This is a genomic window from Saccharothrix lopnurensis (assembly GCF_042658445.1).
GTDB lineage: Bacteria > Actinomycetota > Actinomycetes > Mycobacteriales > Pseudonocardiaceae > Actinosynnema > Actinosynnema lopnurensis.
Window position 1 is genome coordinate 76,913 of the sequence record NZ_JBHSQO010000008.1, and the last position, 21,563, is coordinate 98,475.

Below are 21,563 nucleotides of genomic sequence, written 5' to 3' on the forward strand. Positions count from 1 at the left end.
GCGCGGCCGACCCCGGCGGGGCTGCCGCGCCGCGCCCGGGTCACACGCAGGAGTGCCCGATGACCTGCGGCTGCTCGAACGGGTCGGTCGGGTCCACGTAGGAGACCAGGTGGACGCAGAGGTGGTCGATCGCCGGGGTGGTCTGCGGGTAGACGTTGAGGTCCTGCCAGGTGTCGCCGGCGTCGACCCACCTGCCTTCCTGCGGGTTGCTGTGCGCCACACCGCCCGCGAACACGGTGATGTCGGCGAACACGTAGCGGCGGTCGGCGCAGTCGACCGTCCAGCCGACCTCCCGGGCGCCGGGGTCGAGGTGGATGTCCGTGGTGACGCAGCCGGCGGCCGCGGAGGTGCTGGGGGACGCGGACGCCGGGCCCGCCGCGGCGGTGAGCGCGCCGAGGGCCGCGGCGACGGCGGCGAGGGTCCGGAAGGTGCGTTCGCGGTGGGAACTCCGCACGGTGGCTCCACTTCAGGATTGGTCTGGACCTCTGAAGTCTGTCGAGCGGGTGCCGGGGTGCCTACCGCCGTCCGGGCGCGTCCGCCGTCACAGCCCGGCGGGGTTGCCAACCACCGACCCGTGTGGCAGGGGTGGCTCTTGTCTACAGTGGACTCTGCGGCCACCTCGGTTGGTGACGCTTCCGGGCGGTGCCCTCACTCTTCCGAGTAGCCCAGGTGCTCCCGCTGGAGGATGCCCATGCGCAGCGCGTTGCGGTAGCGGCCCGCGGCGAAGAACTCCTCGCGCAGGGTGCCCTCGTCCCTGAACCCCGTCTTCCGGTACACGTGAACGGCTTTCTCGTTCGCGATGTCCACGATCAGGTACACCTTGTGCAGGTTGAGCACGGCGAAGGCGTAGTCGAGCGCCTTCGTGGTCGCGACGGTCGCCAGGCCGCGCCCCTGGTGGTGGGGCGCGATGATGATCTGGAACTCGGCGTTGCGGTGGACGCTGGTGATGTTGACCAGCTCGACCAGCCCGGCCGGTTCGCCGTCGACCTCGACGATGAACCGGCGCTCGCGGTCGTCGTGGATGTGGCGGTCGTAGATGTCGCGCAGCTCCACCAGGGCCTCGAACGGCTCGTCGAACCAGTACGACATGATCTGGGCGTCGTTGGTCAGGTGGTGCACGAAAGGCAGGTCTTCGCGTTCGAGCGCGCGCAACCGGGTGTCCATCCGGCCATGATGTCGCCGCCGAGGGGTCAGGGCATGCCGGGGTGGTAGACCCTGCCGTAGCCCCGGAGCGTGATCCTGACCGGGTCGCACTGGCCGGTGCCGACCTGGTACGCGCTGGTCACCTCGACGGCGGTGTGCCCGGAGCCGGGGACGGTCACGCTCCACGTCAGGGGGTGCACCGCGCTCGACGTCGTCACGTCCCAGGGCAGCGGGGCGGCCGTGGCCGAGGTCGGGGCGGCCACGAGCGCCGCGGCGGACAGGGCGGTGACCAGCAACGCTCTCCGGCGAGGTCTGGACGGCACGGGAACCACCTCCGGTGCGGGGACCTGGGACGCGAACCCAGCGATCCGGCCCGGTCCCCGTGTACCGCCGAGCGGTCGCGGATGAGGGTGCCCGCACCGGGAAGGACGTGACGGGCGGATCGACAACGGGCAGGACGGGATCACGACACCGGGACGGCGCACGGCGTGGGACGGTCTCGCACTGGTCGCGAGCCTGCCACACCGCCGGGTGCGCTCGTAGGGAGCGCGGTCGACGCGCGTCGTCGCGACCGCCGCCGAAGCCGCGCCGGACCCTCCGGCTACCCGACCCGGGTCAGGACGCTCATCCCGCAGGACACGCACGTCCTGATCTCCGCCTCCTCGGGCGGCATCGTCACCGTCCACCAGGCGGTGTCCGGGCTCGCCCCCGCCGTGATGGTCGCCGTGTTGTACCCGATGATCGGACCGCAGGGGCCACCCGCGCTGTCGCGGGTCCGAGCCGGCATCTCGCCGGTGGCCTCGGTGTCGTCACCCGTCAGCGTGATGTCGTCGCCGCAGGTCGTGGAGAAGGAGTACGCGCCGGGGCCGGATTCCTCGATCGTGAAGCTCTTCTGGTCGAACTCCCACGTGCCCACGATCCCGGACCCGGCCGCACCGCTCGCCGTCGGGGTTTCCTCGTTCTCGTTGTACGCGGCGACGGCGACGACGCCGACGACCACGAGCCCGACGAGGAACGTGGCGAGCGCGGAACCGCCCTGCGCGGCGGCTGCCGCTCCCGTGGCCGCCGTCGCCCCGGTGGTCGCGGCACCGACGGGGATCGCGGTGGTCGCGGCGGTGGTGGTCGCCGCACCGGTGGTGGCGGTACCGGTGGTCGTGGCACTGGAGGTCGCAGCGCCGGTGGTCGCGCCGACATCACCGCCGCCCGGTGGGCGGTGGTAGGTCTGCGTCGGGCCCGGACCGGCCGGCACCCCGAGATCGGTCACCTCGGCGCCGGAGTACCCCGGGCCGACCTCGCCGGAGGCGGGTGGCGACCCCGGCACGCCGCGGTCGAGGTCGGCCATGTGGTCGGCCACCGCCTGGGGGGTGTCGCCCTCGACGGGGGCGGGTTGCTCCGGTGCGTTGACCCGACCGGGCGACTGGAGTTCCCGCGGCAGGAACTGGTGGGCGTCGGACGCGGCGGTCGTGCCCCGGCCGTCGCCCAGGACGTGCCACAGCAGAGCCGCCTGCGCCAGCAGCGCCGCCGCCGCCGCGAGCCGACCCGTGACCAGGCAGCGAACGCCCTCCTCGTGGGTGAAGTACGCCTCGGCCTCCCGGTCCCCCGCACGCCGGGCGCCGGTCCAGCCCCGACCCAGGGTCCGGCCCCAGGCGTCGAACCGCAGCGAGTGCGCCAACTTCGGCGACGCCGCGCGGCCGAGCGCCACGGTGAGCTCGGGCATCCCGGCGGCCGTCGCGAGGCCCGCGACCCGCTCGATCGCCCTGCTGTGCTCGGCGACCCGGGCCGGTGTCGTGGTGGGATCGCCCGCCCACCGGGTGAAGTACCGGCACAATCCCTCGACCGGGTGGGCAGCGTTGACCGGGTGGACCGCGGTGTCGCGGCGGACGGCCGGGACCACGCCCGGCGCGCACCGGTAGCCGTGTTCACCCGGTGTCACGAGCCCGAGGCCCGCGAGGCGCTCGCACAGCGCGGCCGGGTCCGGTTCGCCAGTCAGGGCGCCGATGTGCTCGGGAGCGAGTTCGGCGTCCTCCAGCACCGCGAGGAGGTTCACCGCGCTCATCGCGGACCCGCCGAGCCGGTCGAGCAACAGCGGCAGCAGGTCCTCCACGGCACCCGGCGCCGGCAGCGCCGACCGGCCGGCTCCCGCCACCCCGGCCACGCGCAGCAGGAGCAGCGGGTTCCCGCCGGACACCTGCCACAGGGAGGCCGCCGTGGCGTGTTCCGCGTCGTGCAGCGGCCGGCCCAGGGCCCGGGTCAGCAGCAGCGCCGCGGCGTCCTGGCCGAGGCCGTCCAGGTGGTGCACGGGCCCGTCGCCGAGCGGCGTGCTGTCCCGACGGGCCAGGACGAAGGTGGCGTCGGGAACCAGGTCGGTGAACTCGCGCAGCTGGTCGGCCGTCAGGTCGGCGTCGTCCACGTACACCGTGATCCGCAGACCGGCGAGCAGGGCGCGCAGGTCCGTCCGGGACGGCGCGTAGCCCCAGGTCCGGTAGCAGGACTCGAACACCTGCTGGGCCAGGTCGGAGACCTGCCGGTGCGCGGCGCCGACGAACACCACGCCGTCGGGCCCGTTCCCGGCCGTGCGCGCCAGGTGGCGCAACAGGGTGCTCTTGCCGATCCCCGCCGGCCCGCACAGCTGCACCACACCGCCCGCGGTGATGGCGGCGGACAACGACGCCGCGTCCGCCTCCCGCCCGACGGGCTCGCGCGTGCGCCGGGGCACCACCGCGATCCGGTCCCGGCGAACCGGCGCGGGCCGCTGCCGCTCCAGCCCCACGGTGACCGACGACCCGTGCCGCGCGTCGACGACCAGGTTGTAGCTGCCCGCGACCACCGGTCCGTCGGTCCCCCCACCGACCTCGACGTGGTAGCTGACGCCCCCGTGGCCCGGCTCGGGACCCGGACCGTCCCACCCGGGCTCTCCATGCGTTCGGCTCATGACCACTCCCGCCCTGACGACGTGGGACTTCCGGCACTGGACGAGGTGGTCACAGCAACCGCCACCAGCCGTCGCACGAGGTCTCCTTGACGACCACCCCGACGTGCCGGTAACCGGCCGGACCGACCCGGCAGTAGCCCTCGTCCACCACCTGCTTCACCGGCGCCGACACCACCAGCGCCAGGCACGCGTCGCCGTCCTCACCGAGGGCGTCCTTCACCCCGGGCGCGTCCACGAGGCGCGCCGCGTGCACCAACGGCGTCCCCGACCACTCACCACCCACCCGGTCGACGTGACCAACGTGCACGGCGGCGCGCAGGTCGACCCGGTAGGCGTCACCGGACGCCCGGTTGTGCTCCCGCAGCGCCTTGGCGACCGCCTCGACGAAGGTGTCGAGGACGTCGACCAACCCGACCGCCTCCGGCATCACCACCTGGAGCCCGTCACCGCGGTCGGACACATCGAGGACGTCCGCTGCCACGCCCAGCGCCGCCGCACCCGCCAGGACGCACCCCTCCACGGCGCGGCGCATGTGCCGCTGCCCGGCGTTGTCGCGCGAACTGGACCTCTGCACGTCCGTGGTCACCACGACCCGGTGCGCCGCCAGCAGGTCGGCAGGCGGACCCTGGTCGACCGCGGGCACCGGCGTCGAAGCGTTCACGTGGGTGACGTTGCCGTCGCCCGCCACCACCGGCCCGTGGGCGTCCCGGCCGATCTTCACCCGCACCTCGCGCTGTGGCAGTCCCCGCATCACGACTCCTCATCGGCCGACCCGGACCGGGCCCGGCCACCCACGGCAGTCGCTTCACCTCGTGGGGCACCCGGTGGAGTGCAGTCGTACCGATCAGCGGGGGTGTGCTCTGCGTCGTTTGACGCACAAGCCGGCCGGTCCACCCGATCGGCGGTAGCCCACGCCGCCCGGTGTCGGCGGCGGCCGGCCGGGGATCGTCGACGTCCCCACCGGCCCCGGACACCTTCGCAGGAGCGGCCGTTGCGTCAAGCGGCGTATTCCGCTGCGGTGACGGGATCGTTACAGTCAGCTTCTGGGAACGCTCCCAGAAACGACAACGAAGGGGTTGTTGTGCGAAATCTGCTGGCGGCGGTCGCCGCTGTCGTCTCCGTAGCCGGGTTGGTGGTGATCGGCGGGAACAGCTCCGCGGGAGCGGCCCCCGTCTGCGCCGTGGACTACAAGCTCAACCAGTGGTCCACCGGTTTCACCGCCAACGTGACCGTGACCAACCAGTCCGCTCCGGTCACCTCGTGGCAGCTCACCTGGACCTTCGCGGGCAACCAGGCCGTCACCTCCGGGTGGAGCGCCGACGTGAAGCAGTCCGGCAACAAGGTCACCGTCGCCAACATGCCGTGGAACGGGTCGCTGGCCACGGGCGCGAGCGCCCAGTTCGGCTTCCAGGCCACCTACAGCGGCACCAACCAGGCGCCCACCGACTTCTCGTTCAACGGCGTCTCGTGCAGCGGCGACGGGCCCACGACGACGTCCACCACCACGACCACCACGACGACGAACACCACCACCACGACCACCGACCAGCAGAACCCGGGCGGCTGCGGCACGGCCACCCTGTGCGACGGCTTCGAGGAGCAGACCGGCTCCAGCCCGTCGGGCCGGTGGACCGTGGGCGCGGCCAACTGCACCGGTCAGGGCCGGGTCTCCATCGACACCGCCACGGCCCGCAGCGGCTCCAAGTCGGTGCGCGTGGACGGCGCGTCCGGCTACTGCAACCACATCTTCTTCGGCACCCCGCTGACCGGCTCCGGCACCGTGCACGGCCGGTTCTACGTCCGCCACACCACGAACCTGCCGATGGCGCACGTGACGTTCATGGCGATGAAGGACACCGCCGACAACGGCAAGGACCTGCGCATGGGCGGCCAGAACTCGGCGCTCCAGTGGAACCGCGAGTCCGACGACGCCACCCTGCCCGCGCAGAGCCCGCAGGGCGTGGCGCAGAGCAAGCCGCTGCCCACCGGCCAGTGGAACTGCGTCCAGTTCACCGTCGACCCGGCCGGCCGGCTGTCGACCTCGCTCAACGGCTCGTCCGTCGCGGGTCTCCAGGTGGACGGCACGCCGACGCCCGACATCGACGACCAGTGGCTGAGGAAGGCGTGGCGGCCCGCCGTCACGGACCTGAGGCTGGGCTGGGAGAGCTACGGCGACGGCGCGGACACCCTCTGGTACGACGACGTCGCCATCGGCTCCTCGCCGATCGCCTGCTGATCACGGGGTGGATCTTCCCCGGTCGCGGCCCGTCGACGGGGCGTCGACCGGAGGAGGTCCACCCCCGCCCGGCCGCCTCGGTACGATGAGGGGTCTACCGGAGTCGGTCCGGACGCCCCGTCGCCGCGCCGCGACCGGGGCTCCACCCACCTGATCGAGGATGCCCTGATCGGCAAGGATCTCCGCCTGTCCCTCCTGGGACCGCCGCGCGCGTGGGTCGACGGCCGCGAGGTGCCGCTCGGTCCGCCCCAGCAGCAGGCGGTGCTGGCGCTGCTGCTCGTGGGCGCCGGTCGGGTCGTGCCGATGGCCGACATCGTCGACGCCCTGTGGCCGGCCGGCCCGCCGCCCAGCGCGGCCAACGTCGTGCACCGGTACGTCGGCGCGCTGCGCCGGGTCATCGAACCGGACCTGCCGCGCCGCGCCACCGGGAGCTGGCTGCTGCCCGCGCCGGGCGGCTACCAGCCCGTGGTCGACGCCGACACCCTGGACCTGCTGCGCTTCCGCGACCTGGTGCGCCGGGCGGGGGAGCAGGACGCGCGCGACGGGCTCGCCTCGCTGCTCGACGCCCTGGGGCTGTGGCAGGGGCCGGTGGCCGCCGGGGTGGTGGAGGAGGTCCGGTCCGACGCCCGGTTCGTGGCGGTCGAGCACGAGCGCGTGGCCGCGGTCCGGCTGGCCGTGCGGCTCGCGGTCGAGTGCGAGGAGCCGGGGGCCGTGCTGCCCGCGCTGAGGCTCGTCGCGCACGGCCACCCGCTCGACGAGGCGCTGCACGCGGACCTGGTGCGGCTGCTGGCCGCCACCGGGGCGCAGGCCGAGGCGATCGACGTCTACGAGTCGGTGCGCGCCAGGCTCGCCGAGGAGCTGGGGCTCGACCCCGGCGAGGCGCTGCGGTCGGCGCACCGGGCGGTGCTGGTTGACGCGCCACCCACCGGGCCCGCGGTGCGACCGGCCCAGCTGCCGCGCCCGCTCGACGCGTTCGTCGGCCGGGAGGAGGAGCTGGAGGCGCTGTCGGAGGCCGCCGCCGAGGGCGCCGGGCTGCTCGCGGTCACCGGCATGGCCGGCATCGGCAAGACCACCCTGGCCGTGCACCTGGCCCACCAGCTCGCCCCGCACCACCCCCACGGCCTGCTCTACGCCGACCTGAGGGGCTTCCACCCGGCCGAACCCGCGGTGCGGCCGGCCGACCAGCTGCACGACTTCCTGCACGCGCTGGGCGTGCGGCCCGCGGACGTCCCGGACGGCGAGCAGGCCCGGTCGGCGCTGTTCCGCACCCTGCTGCACGGCCGCCGGGTGCTGGTGCTGCTGGACAACGCCAGGGACGCCGAGCAGGTCCGGCCGCTGCTGCCGGGGCAGGGCTCGCTGGCCGTCGTCACCAGCCGGGACGACCTGGTGGGCCTGGTCGCCTCGCACCACGCCCACGCCGTGCGGCTGGACGTGCTGGACGACGACGCGGCCCGGGAGGTGCTGGTCCGCCGGCTCGGCAAGCGGCGGGTCGGGGCCGAGATCCACGTGGTGGACGCGATCCTGACCGCCTGCGCGCGGTTACCGCTGGCGCTGGCCGTGGTCGCGGCCCGCGCCGCCACCCGCCCCACCTTTCCACTCGCCGCGCTGGCGGAGGACCTGGTCGACGCCCGCGCGGGCCTGGACGCGCTGTCCACCGGCGACACCGCGCTGGACGTGCGGGCCGTGTTCTCCTGGTCCTACGACGCGCTCACCCCTGCCGCGGCCGGCCTGTTCCGGCGGCTCGCGCTGACCCCCGGCAACGACGTCGGCGCCGCGGCCGTGGCCGCCCTGCGCGGCGAACCCCCGGCGAGCACCCGCCGCGCGCTGGCCGAGCTGTGCGGCGCGCACCTGCTCACCGAGCACGCGCCCGGCCGCTACTCCCTGCACGACCTGCTGCGCCTGTACGCCGTCGAGCTGGCCCACGAGCACGACACCCCGCGGGACCGGGACGCCGCAGTCGGCGCGGTGCTCGCGCACTACCTGCACACCGCGTGCGCGGCGGCCCTGGCGCTCTCGCCGGACCGGGTGCCGATCCCCCTGGACCCGCCCCCGGAGCGGGCGCGGCCGCTGCGGTTCGCCGACGGCGAGCGGGCGCTGACCTGGTTCGCCACCGAGCACCGGGTGCTGCTGTCGGCCCAGGCCCAGGCCGCCGCGACCGGGCGGGACGACGTCGCCTGGCGGCTGGGCTGGGCGCTGGCGCACCACCTGGACCGCGCCGGCCACTGGCACGACCTGCTGGCCACCAGCGAGGCGGCGGTGGCGGCGGCGCGGCGCGCCGGGGACCGGCTCGGCGAGGGCAACGGGCTGCTGGGCCTGTCCCGGGCCGAGGCCGACCTGGGCCGCGTCGAGGTGGCCTGCGCGCACGGCGAGCAGGCGTTGGCCGTGCTCGACGGCGTCGCCGCGCCGCGGATGCTGGCCGAGCTGCGCCGGTTCACCAGCTGGCTGTACGAGTCCGTGGGCGACCACCACGCCGCGCTCGCCCACGCCCAGGAGGCCCTGCGCCTGCAACGGCTCGGCACGGACGACACCCTGCTCGCCCGCGCGCTCAACGCCGTGGGCTGGTGCCTGGGGCTGCTCGGCCGGCACGAGGAGGCCCTGGCCCACTGCCTGGAGGGGCTGGCGCTGACCCGGTCCGACGACGACTACGGCGTGGCGGACCTGCGGGACAGCATCGCGAACGCGCTGTTCCACCTCGGCCGGCTCGACGAGGCGGCCGAGCAGTACCGCCTGGCCCTGGCCGGCTTCGAGAAGCTGGGCATCCGCTTCGCGGTGGCCGACACGGGGGAGCGGCTTGGCGACGTCGAGGCGGCGGCCGGTCGCACCGGGCGGGCCGCCGGGCACTGGCGGGCGTCGCTGGCCGGGTTCGAGGAGCTGGGCCTGCCCCGGGCCGACCGGCTCCGGGCCAAGCTGGCGGGGCTCCCGGGCGGTAGTGACGACCTCCCGAGTTGACGTTCACATGTCGTGCACTTCGTCCTCCTAGCTTGGCGGCAACCGGGCCGGAGGAGAACGCGATGACGACGGACGTGGCGGCGGACCAGTTCACCCGGTCGGTGTTCCTGGAGCACGGGGAGGTGGTGCTCGCCTACGCCAAGCGGCTGACCGGCGACCACCACGCCGCGGAGGACGTCGTGCAGGAGGCGATGATCCGGACGTGGCGGCACGCGGACAGGCTGATCGCGGAGGGCGGCTCGGTGCGCCGGTGGCTGATGACCGTGGCGCGCAACATCGTCTACGACCAGTCCCGGGCCCGGCAGGGGCGGCCGGTGGAGGTGGACGACGCCCGCTCGACCGCCGCCGTGACGGACGACCACGCCGACCGGGTGGTCACCGACCTCGTGGTGGGGGAGGCGCTGCGGGGGCTGCCGGACGACCTGCGCCGCGTGCTGGAGCGGCTGTACCTGTGGGGCGACTCGGTCGCCGAGGCCGCGTCGGAGCTGGACATCCCGCCCGGCACGGTCAAGTCCCGCACCCACCGCGCGATGGGGGTGCTGCGGCGCAGGCTGCCGCAGCACGGCGTCCCGACCTGTCCTCGGGGTCGGTGGGCGCGAACGCCCACCGACCCCGAGGAACGGGATCAGGCCGCGTTCACCGAGACGTCGTCCAGCACGAACGAGGTCTGGTAGGACCAGTCCTCCGCGCCGGTGAAGCTCAGCGTGACGCTCTGGCCCGCGTACGCGCCCAGGTTGAAGGTGCGCACCGCGTAGCCGGAGGGCGTCAGGTTGGTGTAGGTGGCCAGCGTGGTGCCGTTGGCCTTCACGGTGAAGGTGTCGAACACCGCGGGCTCGTACTCCGAGGTGCTGATCTTCAGCCACAGCGACAGCGTGGTGTTGGCGCAGCCGGCCGGGACGGTGACGGTCTGGGACAGCGTCTCGGTCTGGGCGTAGCCGTAGCCGCTGACCCACGACGAGCGCGAGCCGGAGCGCGGCGCGCCCTCACCGGTCCACGCGCCGATCGTCCAGGTGGCGTTGGACCAGCCGGTGGTGCCGCTCTCGAAGCCGCCGTTGGTGACCTTCTCACCGGGCGCGGAGCACGAGCCGCCCGGGGGGTTGATCGTCCAGGTGAACGTCACCGACGCCGCCTTGGCCGCCGAGTCGGTCGCCGTCGCGGTGACGGTGTAGGTGCCGGCGGTGGTCGGCGTGCCCGAGATCAGCCCGGTGGCCGCGTTGAGGGACAGGCCGGGCGGCAGGCCGGTGGCCGACCACGTGTACGGCGGCGTGCCGCCGGTGGCCTTCAGCTGGAGGCTGGTGGCGGTGCCGACGCTGCCGGTCTGGTTGCCCGGCGGGGTGACCGCCGGGTCACCCGGGCCGGGACCGCCACCGGTGTTGACGAACAGCAGCCGGTTGGGCGAGCCGGTGCCCGGCGAGGTGATCTTGTTCGCGGTGGAGTTGGTGATCATCGCGCTCTGGACCTGGGCGGGCGTGAGCCCCGGCGTGGCGCCGAGCAGCAGCGCCGCGCCACCCGCGACGTGCGGTGAGGCCATCGACGTGCCGCTGATGGTGTTGGTGGCGGTGTCGTTGGTGTGCCAGGCCGAGGTGATGTTCTGGCCGGGCGCGAAGATGTCCGTGCACGTGCCCCAGTTGGAGAACGAGGCGCGGGCGTCGGTGTTGGTCGACGCGTTCACCGTGATCGCCTCGGCCACCCGCGCGGGGGTGAAGTTGCACGCGTCGGAGTTGGAGTTGCCCGATGCGAGTGCGTAGGTGACGCCGTCGGCGATGGAGTTGCGCACCGCGTTCTCGGTGGCGGCGTCGCTGCCCTGGGCGCCGAGGCTCATGTTCGCCACGGCGGGGCCGGAGGTGTGGTGACCGGTGACCCAGTCGATACCCGCGGCGACCCCCGCGAACGAGCCGGAGCCCGCGCAGTTGAGCACCTTGACCGCGATCAGCGTGACGCCCTTGGCCACGCCGTAGGCGTTGCCGCCGACCGTGCCGGCGACGTGCGTGCCGTGGCCGTTGCAGTCGGTGTTGTTGCCGTCCCCGGTGGTGTTGGTGCCCCACGACGCCTGGCCGCCGAAGTCCTGGTGGGACGTCCGGATGCCGGTGTCGATGATGTACGCGGTGACGCCGGTGCCGTCGTTGGGGTAGGTGTAGCTGGAGTCCAGCGGCAGGTCGCGCTGGTCGATGCGGTCCAACCCCCACGACGGCGGGTTGGGCTGGGTGGCCACGGCCTGGACCGTGCCGTTCTGCTGGACGTAGGCCACGCCCGGCTCGGCGGCCAGCCGGCGCGCGGCCCGCTCGGACAGCGTGCCCGCGAAGCCCTTGAGTGCGTGCTGGTAGGTGAACTCGACCTTCGCGTCGTACTTGGCGCTGAGGTCGGAGGTGAGCGCCTCGGCGCTCTGGGTGGACAGCTCGTCGTAGACCACGATGTAGCTGTCCTGGATGGCGGTCGGGTTGGCGGCGCCGAGGATCTGGCCCTCGGCGGCGGCCTGACCGGCCGTGGTGGTCAGTGCCAGCGCGGTGGCGCCGACGGTGCATAAGGCGAGCAGGGCTCGCTTGGACGCGCGAACGTCTCCCATCGCAGGGTTCTCCCTCGTGCAGGGTTCCCGACGAACCCGATGCGGCTCGGGCCGGCCGGGGGAGCGGAGTTTCCCGGACACGTACGCGCGGACGTGGTCGGCAACGTTAGAGGACCGCTCGGTAGCTCGACAATCGACCGGCAGAGCTAATGACCTGCGGAAACCCGAATCAGGGGAAAATGCTGATCGCTGCCCTCCGTGGCTTCAGTGTTGCTTGAACGCAACAGCTAGCCTGGGTGGCGCAGCGCGTGGGGCCAGGGGAGCGCGAGGCGACGGCAACGAGACGCCCGACTCGTGGCCAGTGGAGCCTGCCTGCCGCCACATCGTCGCAACTTAAGAACAACAACAGTCTTGATAACTTCAGTGTTAACTAAAAGAAACCCGCGAAGTGGACACGTGAGGCGACAAGGGCAAAACAGCAAGGACGGGGCCGACCCACCAGCGGATCGGCCCCGTCCCGTGCTCACCCCCCGACGTACTGGCGCAGGTGCTGGGCGGTGAGGGTGTCGGCGCTGTCGACGAGCTGGGTGGGGGTGCCGGTGAAGACGACGCGGCCGCCGTCGTGGCCGGCGCCGGGGCCGAGGTCGATGATCCAGTCGGCGTGGGCCATGACGGCCTGGTGGTGCTCGATGACGATGACGGTGTTGCCCGCGTCGACGAGGCGGTCGAGCAGGGCGAGGAGCTTGTCCACGTCGGCGAGGTGGAGGCCGGTGGTGGGTTCGTCGAGGACGTAGGTGGACGCCTTCTCGGCCATGTGGATGGCGAGCTTGAGGCGTTGGCGTTCGCCGCCGGAGAGGGTGGTCAGGGGTTGGCCGAGGGCGAGGTAGCCCAGGCCGACGTCGACGAGGCGGTCGAGGACGGCCCTGGCTTGTTTTTCGGTGAAGAAGTCGTGGGCTTCGGCGATGGACATGGCGAGGACGTCGCTGATGTTGTGGCCGCGGAGCTGGTAGGTGAGGACCTGGGGGGTGTAGCGCTTGCCTTCGCACTGCTCGCAGGTGGTGGCGACGCCGGCCATCATGGCGAGGTCGGTGTAGACGAGGCCGATGCCCTTGCAGTGGGGGCAGGCGCCGTCGGAGTTGGCGCTGAAGAGGGCGGGTTTGACGCCGTTGGCCTTGGCGAAGGCGGTGCGGATGGGGTCGAGCAGGCCGGTGTAGGTGGCGGGGTTGGAGCGTCGTGAGCCGCGGATGGGGGATTGGTCGACGGTGACGACGTCGGCGCGGGTGGCGAGGGAGCCGTGGATGAGGGAGCTCTTGCCGGAGCCGGCGACGCCGGTGACGACGGTGAGGATGCCGAGGGGGATGTCGACGTCGACGTTGTGGAGGTTGTGGAGGTTGGCGCCGGTGATGGGGAGGTGGCCGGTGGGGGTGCGGAGGTGGTGGCGGAGTCGGGCGCGGTGGTCGAGGTGGCGTCCGGTGGGGGTGTCGGAGTTGCGGAGGTCGGTGACGGAGCCGGTGAAGGTGATGTGGCCGCCGTGGGTGCCGGCGCCGGGGCCGAGGTCGATGACGTGGTCGGCGATGTGGATGGTTTCGGGTTTGTGCTCGACGACGAGGACGGTGTTGCCCTTGTCGCGGAGTCGGAGGAGGAGGTCGTTCATGCGTTGGATGTCGTGGGGGTGGAGGCCGGTGGTGGGTTCGTCGAAGACGTAGGTGGCGTCGGTGAGGGCGCTGCCGAGGTGGCGGACCATTTTGACGCGTTGGGCTTCGCCGCCGGAGAGGGTGGCGGCGGGGCGGTCGAGGCTGAGGTAGCCGAGGCCGATCTCGACGAGGGAGTCGAGGAGTTCGCGCAGGGTGGTGAGGACGGGGCCGACGGTGGTGTCGGTGAGGTGGCGGGTCCAGTCGGCGAGGTCGCTGATCTGCATGGCGGAGCAGTCGGCGATGGTGGTGTTGTCGATCTTGCAGGCGAGGGCGGCCTGGTTGAGGCGGGCGCCGTGGCAGTCGGGGCAGGTGGTGTAGGTGACGGCGCGGTCGACGAATTTGCGGATGTGGGGTTGCATGGATTCGCGGTCCTTGGACAGGTAGAGCCGTTGGACCTTGACCAGCAGTCCCTCGTAGGTGACGTTGGTCTTGCCGATCTTGACCTTGGTGGTGTCGCGGTGGAGGAGGGCGTCCCACTCCTGGTCGGTGAAGTCGGTGAGGGGTTTGTCGGGGTCGTAGAAGCCGGAGTGGATGTAGGTCTGGACGTACCAGTTGTCGGTGGTGAAGCCGGGGACGGTGATGGCGCCCTGGTTGAGGCTCTTGGTGCGGTCGAGGAGTTGGTCGACGTCGGTGGTGGTGGTGCGGCCGAGTCCTTCGCAGCGGGGGCACATGCCTTCGGGGAGGTTGAAGCTGAAGGCGCCGGAGGTGCCGACGTGGGGTTGGCCGAGGCGGCTGAAGAGGATGCGGAGCAGGGTGTGGGCGTCGGTGGCGGTGCCGACGGTGGAGCGGGAGTTGGCGCCCATGCGTTCCTGGTCGACGATGATGGCGGCGCTGAGGTTGCGCAGGTGGTCGACGTCGGGGCGGCCGAGGTTGGGCATGAAGGACTGGATGAACGCGGTGTAGGTCTCGTTGATGAGGCGTTGGGATTCGGCGGCGATGGTGCCGAAGACCAGGGAGGACTTGCCGGAGCCGGAGACGCCGGTGAAGACGGTGAGGCGGCGTTTGGGGATGTCGACGGAGATGTTCTTGAGGTTGTTCTCGCGGGCGCCGCGTACTTGGATGACGTCGTGGCTGTCGGCGAGCGTGCCCATGCCTGTTTCCCCCTGATTTGTTTATGACGTAAAGTGATGGCGTCGCGACGTGACTGGGGCAAGGTACTTTACGCCGTAAGGAGTGGCAAGTGGCGGTGTTCGCGGGGCAGGGTGACGCCCGCCGGTCGATGCGGCTGCTGTGGCGGGACCGGGTCCCGGGGCCGGACGCCGGGGGAGCGGGGTCGGGGCGTCGGCCGGGGTTGGACGTGGACGCGGTGGTGGACGCGGCGATCGCGCTGGCCGACCGGGACGGCATGGCGGCGGTGTCGATGCGGGCGGTGGGGCAGCGGTTGGGTCGTTCCGCGATGGCGCTCTACACCTACGTGGCGGACAAGGCCGAGCTGGTGGACCTGATGTGCGACAAGGTCCTGGGGGAGCTGCCGGCCGACTACCCGCTGGAGGAGGGGTGGCGGCCGGCGTTGACGGCGTGGGCGCGGGACAACCGGGAGTTCTACCTGCGCCACCCGTGGGTGTTGCAGGTGTCGCAGGCGCGGCCGGTGCTGGGGCCCCACGAGTTCACCGCGGTGGAGACGCTGGTCCGGGTGCTGCGGGCGACGGGCCTGGAGGCGTCGGTGCTGCGCGGGGTGCTGGGGGCGCTGGTGCAGTTCGTGCGGGGTGCGGCGGCGGTGATCGCGGACGCCCGGAGCGCGGCGCGCGAGACCGGGCTGGGCGACGACGAGTGGTGGTACTCGCGGTCGTCGCTGCTGGAGGAGGTGTCGCCGGACTTCGCCGAGCGGTTCCCGCTGTCGACGTGGTTCGGGCAGGAGCCGCCGCCGCCCGTGCCGGACAACGAGTGCGCGCCCTACCTGGAGCGCGACGCGGTGCGCAACTTCGAGGTGGGCCTGGCGGTGCTGCTCGACGGCGTCGAGGCGAGCGTGGCCCGGGGAGGGGCTTGACCGTGGTGTACGTCACCATGCTGGAGGAGATCGCCGGGCGGCTGCGCGCGGCGGGCTGCGTGTTCGCCGAGGACGAGGCCCGGTTGCTGCTCGACGCCTCCCGGACACCCGCCCACCTGGAGTCCATGATCGGGCAGCGGGTCGGCGGGCTGCCGCTGGAGCAGGTGCTGGGGTGGGCGGAGTTCTGCGGGTCGCGCATCGCCGTCGAGCCCGGCGTGTTCGTGCCGCGCCGCCGCACCGGGCACCTGGTGGAGCTGGCGGTGGCGGGCCTGGGGCCGGGCGCGGTGGTGGTCGACCTGTGCTGCGGGACGGGCGCGGTCGGCGCGGTCGTGGCCCACCGGGTGCCGGGGGTGGAGGTGCACGCGGCCGACGTGGACCCGGCGGCCGCGCGCTGCGCCGCCCGCAACCTGCCCCGGGATCGCGTGTACTGCGGCGACCTCTACGCGGCGCTGCCGCGGCGGTTGCGCGGCCGGGTGGACGTGCTGGTCTGCAACGCCCCGTACGTGCCCACCGGCGAGATCGCGCACATGCCGCCCGAGGCGCGCGACCACGAGAACCGCGTCGCCCTCGACGGCGGGGCGGACGGGTTGGACGTGCAGCGCCGCGTCGTGGCCGGGGCGGGGAAGTGGCTGGCGCCCGGCGGGAGGCTGCTGATCGAGACCGGCGCCCACCAGGCCGCCGCCACGGCCGCCGCGTTCCGGGCCGCCGGGCTGAGCGCCGGCGTGAGCGCCGACGAGGAGTTGGCGGCGACCGTCGTGAGCGGGACGTGGCCGGGCCCGCCCGCCGCCCCGGCGGGCTGAACGCCGGTTCCGGGGCGGTGTGCGCGGTGGACTTGGAGTCCCGCACTCCCACGGTCGAGGAGGTGAACGCCACCTCGACGCAGGAACTCTCCTCGTTACCGCGGCTGTAGCTGCTCTCGCGCCAGGAGGTGCGTAGGCCGCCGGGGTCTCCAGGTAGACCAGGGGCCGCTGATCCGCACTTTCCAGCAAAGCGAAAGAGCCGTCCAGGTCGCGTACCGGCAGGGAATGGGCACCCCCCGCACCGTGGCCGGGCTCAGCAGCAGGTGCATCAATTGATCATGCATGACCGCCCGGTTGCCGACCAGGCGGTGCAGGACCGATTCCTCCAGGAAGAAATCGACCCGGATCCGCTGGAGCAGTCGTTGGCGGCGCAGCCGGGTTTCGACCGCGAAGTTCCGGTTCAGCCCGCGCGTGTAGTCCGGTGTCTGCAACAGGCCGTGGACCAAGTGGTTGTTGTAGCAGATCGGGCCGGTACCGGCCCGCCGTTCCGGCGCGACTTGCCTGGACCGTCCGAAAGCAGCACCCGGGCGAATCCGGTGACCAGCGGTATCTGTTGCGCTTGCGCACCGGGCGGTAGAACGGGGGAGTGAACAGCTTCGAGGGCACGGCACTGGGGCCGGTCGTCCAGGCCCGCCACATCGACCTGGTCGTCCAGCACGCCGACGCGCCCCCGCCGGCGCTCGCGGGCCTGCCGCCGGTCGAGGCCGCGTTCACCGGCCGCGCGGCCGAACTCGCGGACCTGGCCGACTTCCTGTCCCCCGACCCCGATCTCGCCGCGACGGTCGGCGTGGTGGTCGGTCCGCCGGGCATCGGCAAGACGACCCTGGTCCTGAGGGCCGCGCACGACGCCGTGGCCGCCGGGTGGTTCCCCGGCGGCGTGCTGTTCCAGGACCTGCGGGGCTTCGCCCGCGCCCAACCGGTGGAACCGGGAGCCGCGCTGGAGGCGCACCTGCGCGCGTTGGGCGTTGCGGGGCCGCACCTGCCGCCCGATCTCGCGGGCCGCGAAGCCCTACACCGCTCGCTGCTGGCCGAGCGCGCCGGCCGGGTGCTGCTGGTGCTGGACAACGTCGAGTTGGCCGCCCGGGTGGTCCCGCTGCTGCCCGGCGACCGGCGGCACCGCGTCCTGGTCACCAGCCGCCACGCGCTCGGCGACCTCGTCCCGGCCCGCCGGCGGGAACTGGGGGTGCTCAGCGGGGACGAGTCGGTCACCCTCGTCGCCCGGCTGCTGGCCGCCGCCCACGACGGCGACGAGCGGGTCACCGACGCCGGGGACGCGGCGGGCGAGCTGGCCGCGTTGTGCGGGCACCTGCCGCAGGCGCTGGCCATCGCGGGCGGCCTGCTCTCCTCCGACCCCGACCAGCCGGTGGCCGAACTGGTCGAGGCACTGACCGACCGCACCGAGCGGCTGACCGAGCTGGACACCGGCGAGCGGTCCGTGCGGGCCGCGCTGGACCTGTCCTACGAGCGCTTACCGGGGCCGGCCGCGCGCCTGTTCCGGCTGCTGGCGGCCAATCCCGGGCCCACGGTCGCCGCCGGCGCCGCCGCCGCGCTGGCCGAGGTGCCCGAGCGCGCGGCCCGGCGCTGCCTGGACGTCCTGCGTCGGGCGCACCTAATCGAACCGGCGGGACCCCGGGGCCGGTTCCGCCTGCACGACCTGGTCCGGCTCTACGCCGAGGAGCGGCTGCGCGGGCAACCGGACGCCACCGCTCTGCGGCGACTGCTCGCCCACCACTACCGGGTACTGCTCGACCTCTCCTTCCGCACGATGCCGGACGGACTGGTGCGGGTGACGTGGGCTGCTCCGAGGGAGGAGCCGCCACCGCTGCCCGAGCTGCTGGCGTGGTTCGACGCCGAACGACCGAACCTGCTGCCCACCTTCGCCACGGCGTTCCGGGAGGGCCACCACGCGCACCTGTCGTACCACGCCCTGACGCTCGGTTGCCTGCTCCAGATGCGCGGCGACTGGGACGAGGCGCTGGCCGCGCACCGGTTGGCGGTCGACGCGGCGCGGGCAACCGACGACCTGTCCTCGGAGGGCTACGCCGTGGCCTGCCTGGGCAGGGCGCTCTCCCTCATGCGCCACTTCGAGGCCGGCCAGGAGCTCCTGCGCCAGGGGATCGAGGTGTTCCGGCGACTCGGCGACCAGACCGAGGTCGCCTGGGTCTCGTCCGAGCTGGAGGTGTCCCGGGTGCAGGCGCGCCAGGTCGACCCGGGCGCGCCGCTGCCCGCGTGGGAGGCCGCGCCGTCCGGGCAGAAGACCGCGCCCGCCGGCGTGACGGACGTGCTGAACACCCTCCAGCAGCTGAGCAACGAGGCGACCGCGTTGTTCGACCGGGGCAGGTTCACGAAGGCGCTCACCCGATTCGAGCAGGTGCTCGCCGGCAGTCGGGAGGCGGGCCTGCGGATGGGGGAGGCATCGACCTTGGGCAACATCGGCAACTGCCACTACCGCAGGGGCGATTACGAGCGGGCCATCGCGTACTACACCGAGTCGGTGGCGGTGGCGGCCGAAGCGGGGAACCTGCACGGCGAAGCGCTCACGCGTTCCACCCTCGGCCGTACCTACGAGACCGTCGGCCGGTTCGAGGACGCCGTCGCGGAGTACGAACGGGCCGGGGAGGTGTTCCGCGCCCTGGGCGACCGGCACGACGAGGGGATCACCCTGTACTACCTCGGGAGCGCCCTCGCCGACCGGGGCGAGCGCGAGCGTGCCCGGCAGTGCCTCCACCGCGCCCTGGAGCTGCTGGACCGGCGGTTGGACGAGGTCGTCACCGATGCGCGGGAACTGCTCGACGACCTGGACACCTGAGCGCCCACACTCGCGCCCATCCCGGTGAATTCCGTGAGCGCCGCCCGGCCGGCCGCCGGCGCGATGCGACGCTGGACGCCCTCGGAGCGGGGGAGGCGAACCCTGTGGCGCGCAACGTGGTGTCGGGTGACGCGGGCAGGGTGGTGCAGGCCGGGGCGGTGCACGGCGACGTGCACCTGCACGCACCCCCGCCGCCCTCGCCGGTGGTGCCGCGCCAGCTGCCGGCCGCGCCGGGCGTGTTCACGGGGCGGGCGGCGGAACTGGCCGCCCTGGACGCGGCGGGCACGGCCGTGATGATCTCGGCGATCGGCGGGACGGGAGGGATCGGCAAGACCTGGCTGGCCCTGGCCTGGGCACACCGCAACCGGCACAGGTTCCCCGACGGGCAGCTCTTCGTCGACCTGCGCGGCTTCAGCCCCACCGGCAGGCCGACCGACCCGGCCGACGCCGTGCGCGGCTTCCTCACCGCCCTCGGTGTCGATCCCGGCGCCCTGCCGCCGGACCTGGACGCGCAGACCGCGCTGTACCGGAGCCTGGTCGTGGACAGGCACGTGCTGGTGGTGCTGGACAACGCCGCCACCGCCGACCAGGTCGTCCCGCTGCTGCCCGGCACCCCGACCTGCACCGTGCTGGTGACCGGCCGCGTCGTGCTGTCCTCCCTGATCGACCGCCACGGCGCCCGCCACCTGCCGCTGGACGTGCTCACCCGGGCCGAGGCCCGCGACCTGCTGACCGCGCGCCTCGGTGACCGGCGCGTCGACGCCGAACCCGACGTGACCCACGACCTGGTCGGGCTGTGCGGGCGCCACCCGCTGGCACTGGCGATCATCGCCCGCCACGCCGCCACCCACCCCACCATCCCGCTGGCCGAGTTCGCCGCCGAACTGCGGGAGTCGGGGCTGGACGCCCTGGACTCGGACGACCCCGCCGCCGGCCTGCCCGCGGTGCTGTCCTGGTCGCTGGGCCACCTCACCGACGAGCAGCGCGTGGTGTTCGCGCTGCTCGGGATCGCCCCCGGCCCGGATATCGACGTGCCCGCCGCCGCGTCCCTCACCGGCCTGCCCGAGGCGCACCGGGTCCTGCGCGTCCTGGAGGGAGCCTCCCTGCTCGACCGGCACCCGCACGGCCGCTACGCGATGCACGACCTGGTCCGCGCCTACGCCGCCGCCACCGCCCGCGACCTGCCCGAGCCGGTGCGGTCGGCGGCGCTGGAACGGGTGGTCGACTTCTACCTCAACACCGCCCACACCGCGGAACGGCTCCTGAACCCCCACCGCGCGCCGATCCGGCCCGACCCGCCCACCCCGGGCACCCGGCCCCTGCCGCTGCCCGACCCGCCCGCCGGACTGGCCTGGCTGGAGACCCACCACCCCCACCTGCTGGCCGCCCAGCACACCGCGGTCACGCGCCACCGCCACCAAGCGGTGTGGCACCTGGCGTGGGTCCTGAACACCTTCCACCAGCTCAAGGGGCACCGCCACGACTCGCTGGCCGCGTGGCGGGCCGCCGCCGACGCCGCCGAACACCTGCCCGATCCCGCCATCCGCACCGCCGTCCACCGGCTCCTCGGCCGTGCCCACACCATGCTCGGGGAGCACGAGCAGGCCATCGGACACCTGAACCAGGCCCTCACCCTGGCCGAGCACCACCACGACCCCGACCAGCAGGCCCACACCCACTACGCCATCGCGAGGGCTTGGGGGCAGCGGGGCGACGATCGGCGGGCGCTGGGGCACGCCCGCCGCGCCCTGGAGCTGTACCGAGATTCCGGCCGAGCGGTGCAGGAAGCCACCGCGCTCAACGCGGTGGGCTGGTTCGCCGCCCGCCTGGGCGACCACCGCACCGCCCGCGGGCACTGCCGGGCCGCCCTCGACCTGTTCCGCCGTCACCACATCCGCGACGGCGAGGCCGCCGCCCTGGACAGCCTGGGGTTCGTCGACCACCGCACCGGTCACCACGACCGGGCCGTGCACCACTATCGGCAGGCCCTCACCCTGTTCCGCGCCGTCGGCTACACCGTCGAGGTCACCGGCACCCTCGACCGCCTCGGTCACCCGCACACCGCTCTCGGCCAGGTGGAGCAGGCCCGTGAGGTGTGGCGGGAAGCCCTGGGGCTGTACCGGCAGATGAGGTGCACCGCCGACGCAGACCGCGTCCAGCGGCAGCTCGACGACCTGGGCCCGTGATCCCGCCGGCTCGCGCCAAGGCGCTGGAACTGCCGCACGCCGGCATGGGCAAGGTCGACATGCCGAGCCTGCGGTTCACGGACCGGATCACGGAGGCGGAAGACGTCGTTGCCGACCCGGATCGTTCGCCGGATCTCACCGACGCGGACCGCGTCTTCCTCAGCGGCAGGCCGGCAAGCCTGCGACGAGCGATCGAGGGGCGCGGTGCCGTGGATCAGCTGCTCCACGGCCAGCCGGGCACGTGCAGGTGGTTGACTGGTAGAAGTCGCCGAAGGTCGAGCAATGCGAGGATGCCGAGGTCAGCCGCCTCGTCACCGATGGCGC

Annotated in this window: 15 protein-coding genes; 7 read left to right on the forward strand and 8 right to left on the reverse strand. The window is 73.4% G+C overall.

Annotated elements, in window-relative coordinates; all coding sequences use genetic code 11:
- Positions 1 to 40: 40 nt before the first annotated feature.
- The 5 genes from ACFP3R_RS10520 to ACFP3R_RS10540 all read right to left on the reverse strand — a co-directional run bounded on the left by ACFP3R_RS10520 (position 41) and on the right by ACFP3R_RS10540 (position 4,826).
- The gene (locus tag ACFP3R_RS10520; protein WP_380635069.1) at positions 41 to 454 is read right to left on the reverse strand and encodes a hypothetical protein; all 414 of its coding nucleotides are present in this window, start codon (positions 452 to 454) and stop codon (positions 41 to 43) included.
- 194 nt (positions 455 to 648) lie between these two features.
- Positions 649 to 1,164, reverse strand: coding sequence for a spermidine N1-acetyltransferase (gene speG, locus ACFP3R_RS10525; RefSeq protein WP_380635071.1), 516 nt, complete (start codon positions 1,162 to 1,164; stop codon positions 649 to 651).
- 26 nt (positions 1,165 to 1,190) lie between these two features.
- Complete coding sequence (locus tag ACFP3R_RS10530; RefSeq protein ID WP_380635072.1) at positions 1,191 to 1,466, reverse strand: hypothetical protein; 276 nt, start codon at positions 1,464 to 1,466, stop codon at positions 1,191 to 1,193.
- Between the two features lie 278 nt (positions 1,467 to 1,744).
- A complete protein-coding gene (locus tag ACFP3R_RS10535) occupies positions 1,745 to 4,075 on the reverse strand; it encodes a hypothetical protein (RefSeq protein ID WP_380635073.1) in 2,331 nt (776 codons plus the stop codon).
- A 49-nt stretch (positions 4,076 to 4,124) separates the two neighbouring features.
- A complete protein-coding gene (locus tag ACFP3R_RS10540; RefSeq protein WP_380635075.1) occupies positions 4,125 to 4,826 on the reverse strand; it encodes a hypothetical protein in 702 nt (233 codons plus the stop codon).
- 330 nt (positions 4,827 to 5,156) lie between these two features.
- On the opposite strand from ACFP3R_RS10540, the gene ACFP3R_RS10545 reads away from it, so the two are divergent.
- The 3 genes from ACFP3R_RS10545 to ACFP3R_RS10555 all read left to right on the forward strand — a co-directional run bounded on the left by ACFP3R_RS10545 (position 5,157) and on the right by ACFP3R_RS10555 (position 9,934).
- Positions 5,157 to 6,311, forward strand: a complete 1,155-nt coding sequence (locus tag ACFP3R_RS10545) for a cellulose-binding domain-containing protein (RefSeq protein WP_380635076.1) — start codon at positions 5,157 to 5,159, stop codon at positions 6,309 to 6,311.
- Between the two features lie 231 nt (positions 6,312 to 6,542).
- Positions 6,543 to 9,260, forward strand: a complete 2,718-nt coding sequence (locus tag ACFP3R_RS10550; protein WP_380635078.1) for an AfsR/SARP family transcriptional regulator — start codon at positions 6,543 to 6,545, stop codon at positions 9,258 to 9,260.
- Between the two features lie 62 nt (positions 9,261 to 9,322).
- Positions 9,323 to 9,934, forward strand: coding sequence for a sigma-70 family RNA polymerase sigma factor (locus tag ACFP3R_RS10555; RefSeq protein WP_380635080.1), 612 nt, complete (start codon positions 9,323 to 9,325; stop codon positions 9,932 to 9,934).
- On the opposite strand, the gene ACFP3R_RS10560 is transcribed toward ACFP3R_RS10555, so the two are convergent.
- Entirely contained in the window at positions 9,886 to 11,823 is a 1,938-nt protein-coding gene (locus tag ACFP3R_RS10560) for a S8 family peptidase (protein ID WP_380635081.1), read from the reverse strand. The genes ACFP3R_RS10555 and ACFP3R_RS10560 overlap by 49 nt on opposite strands.
- A 463-nt stretch (positions 11,824 to 12,286) precedes the next feature.
- Positions 12,287 to 14,548, reverse strand: a complete 2,262-nt coding sequence (locus ACFP3R_RS10565; protein ID WP_380635083.1) for an ATP-binding cassette domain-containing protein — start codon at positions 14,546 to 14,548, stop codon at positions 12,287 to 12,289.
- A gap of 89 nt (positions 14,549 to 14,637) precedes the next feature.
- On the opposite strand from ACFP3R_RS10565, the gene ACFP3R_RS10570 reads away from it, so the two are divergent.
- Positions 14,638 to 15,444 carry a TetR/AcrR family transcriptional regulator gene (locus ACFP3R_RS10570; protein ID WP_380635084.1) on the forward strand — a complete coding sequence of 269 codons (807 nt, stop codon included), beginning with the start codon at positions 14,638 to 14,640 and terminating at the stop codon, positions 15,442 to 15,444.
- Between the two features lie 17 nt (positions 15,445 to 15,461).
- Positions 15,462 to 16,244 carry a putative protein N(5)-glutamine methyltransferase gene (locus ACFP3R_RS10575; RefSeq protein WP_380635260.1) on the forward strand — a complete coding sequence of 261 codons (783 nt, stop codon included), beginning with the start codon at positions 15,462 to 15,464 and terminating at the stop codon, positions 16,242 to 16,244.
- A 95-nt stretch (positions 16,245 to 16,339) separates the two neighbouring features.
- Here the strand turns inward: ACFP3R_RS10575 and ACFP3R_RS10580 are convergent, their stop codons facing one another.
- Positions 16,340 to 16,855, reverse strand: a complete 516-nt coding sequence (locus ACFP3R_RS10580) for a Scr1 family TA system antitoxin-like transcriptional regulator (protein WP_380635086.1) — start codon at positions 16,853 to 16,855, stop codon at positions 16,340 to 16,342.
- Here ACFP3R_RS10580 and ACFP3R_RS10585 point away from each other — a divergent pair.
- Both ACFP3R_RS10585 and ACFP3R_RS10590 read left to right on the forward strand, forming a co-directional pair.
- The gene (locus tag ACFP3R_RS10585) at positions 16,831 to 19,053 is read left to right on the forward strand and encodes an ATP-binding protein (RefSeq protein ID WP_380635087.1); all 2,223 of its coding nucleotides are present in this window, start codon (positions 16,831 to 16,833) and stop codon (positions 19,051 to 19,053) included. The two genes, ACFP3R_RS10580 and ACFP3R_RS10585, sit on opposite strands and share 25 nt — an antisense overlap.
- 104 nt (positions 19,054 to 19,157) lie before the next feature.
- Positions 19,158 to 21,239, forward strand: coding sequence for an ATP-binding protein (locus ACFP3R_RS10590; protein ID WP_380635088.1), 2,082 nt, complete (start codon positions 19,158 to 19,160; stop codon positions 21,237 to 21,239).
- Positions 21,240 to 21,563 lie beyond the last annotated feature (324 nt).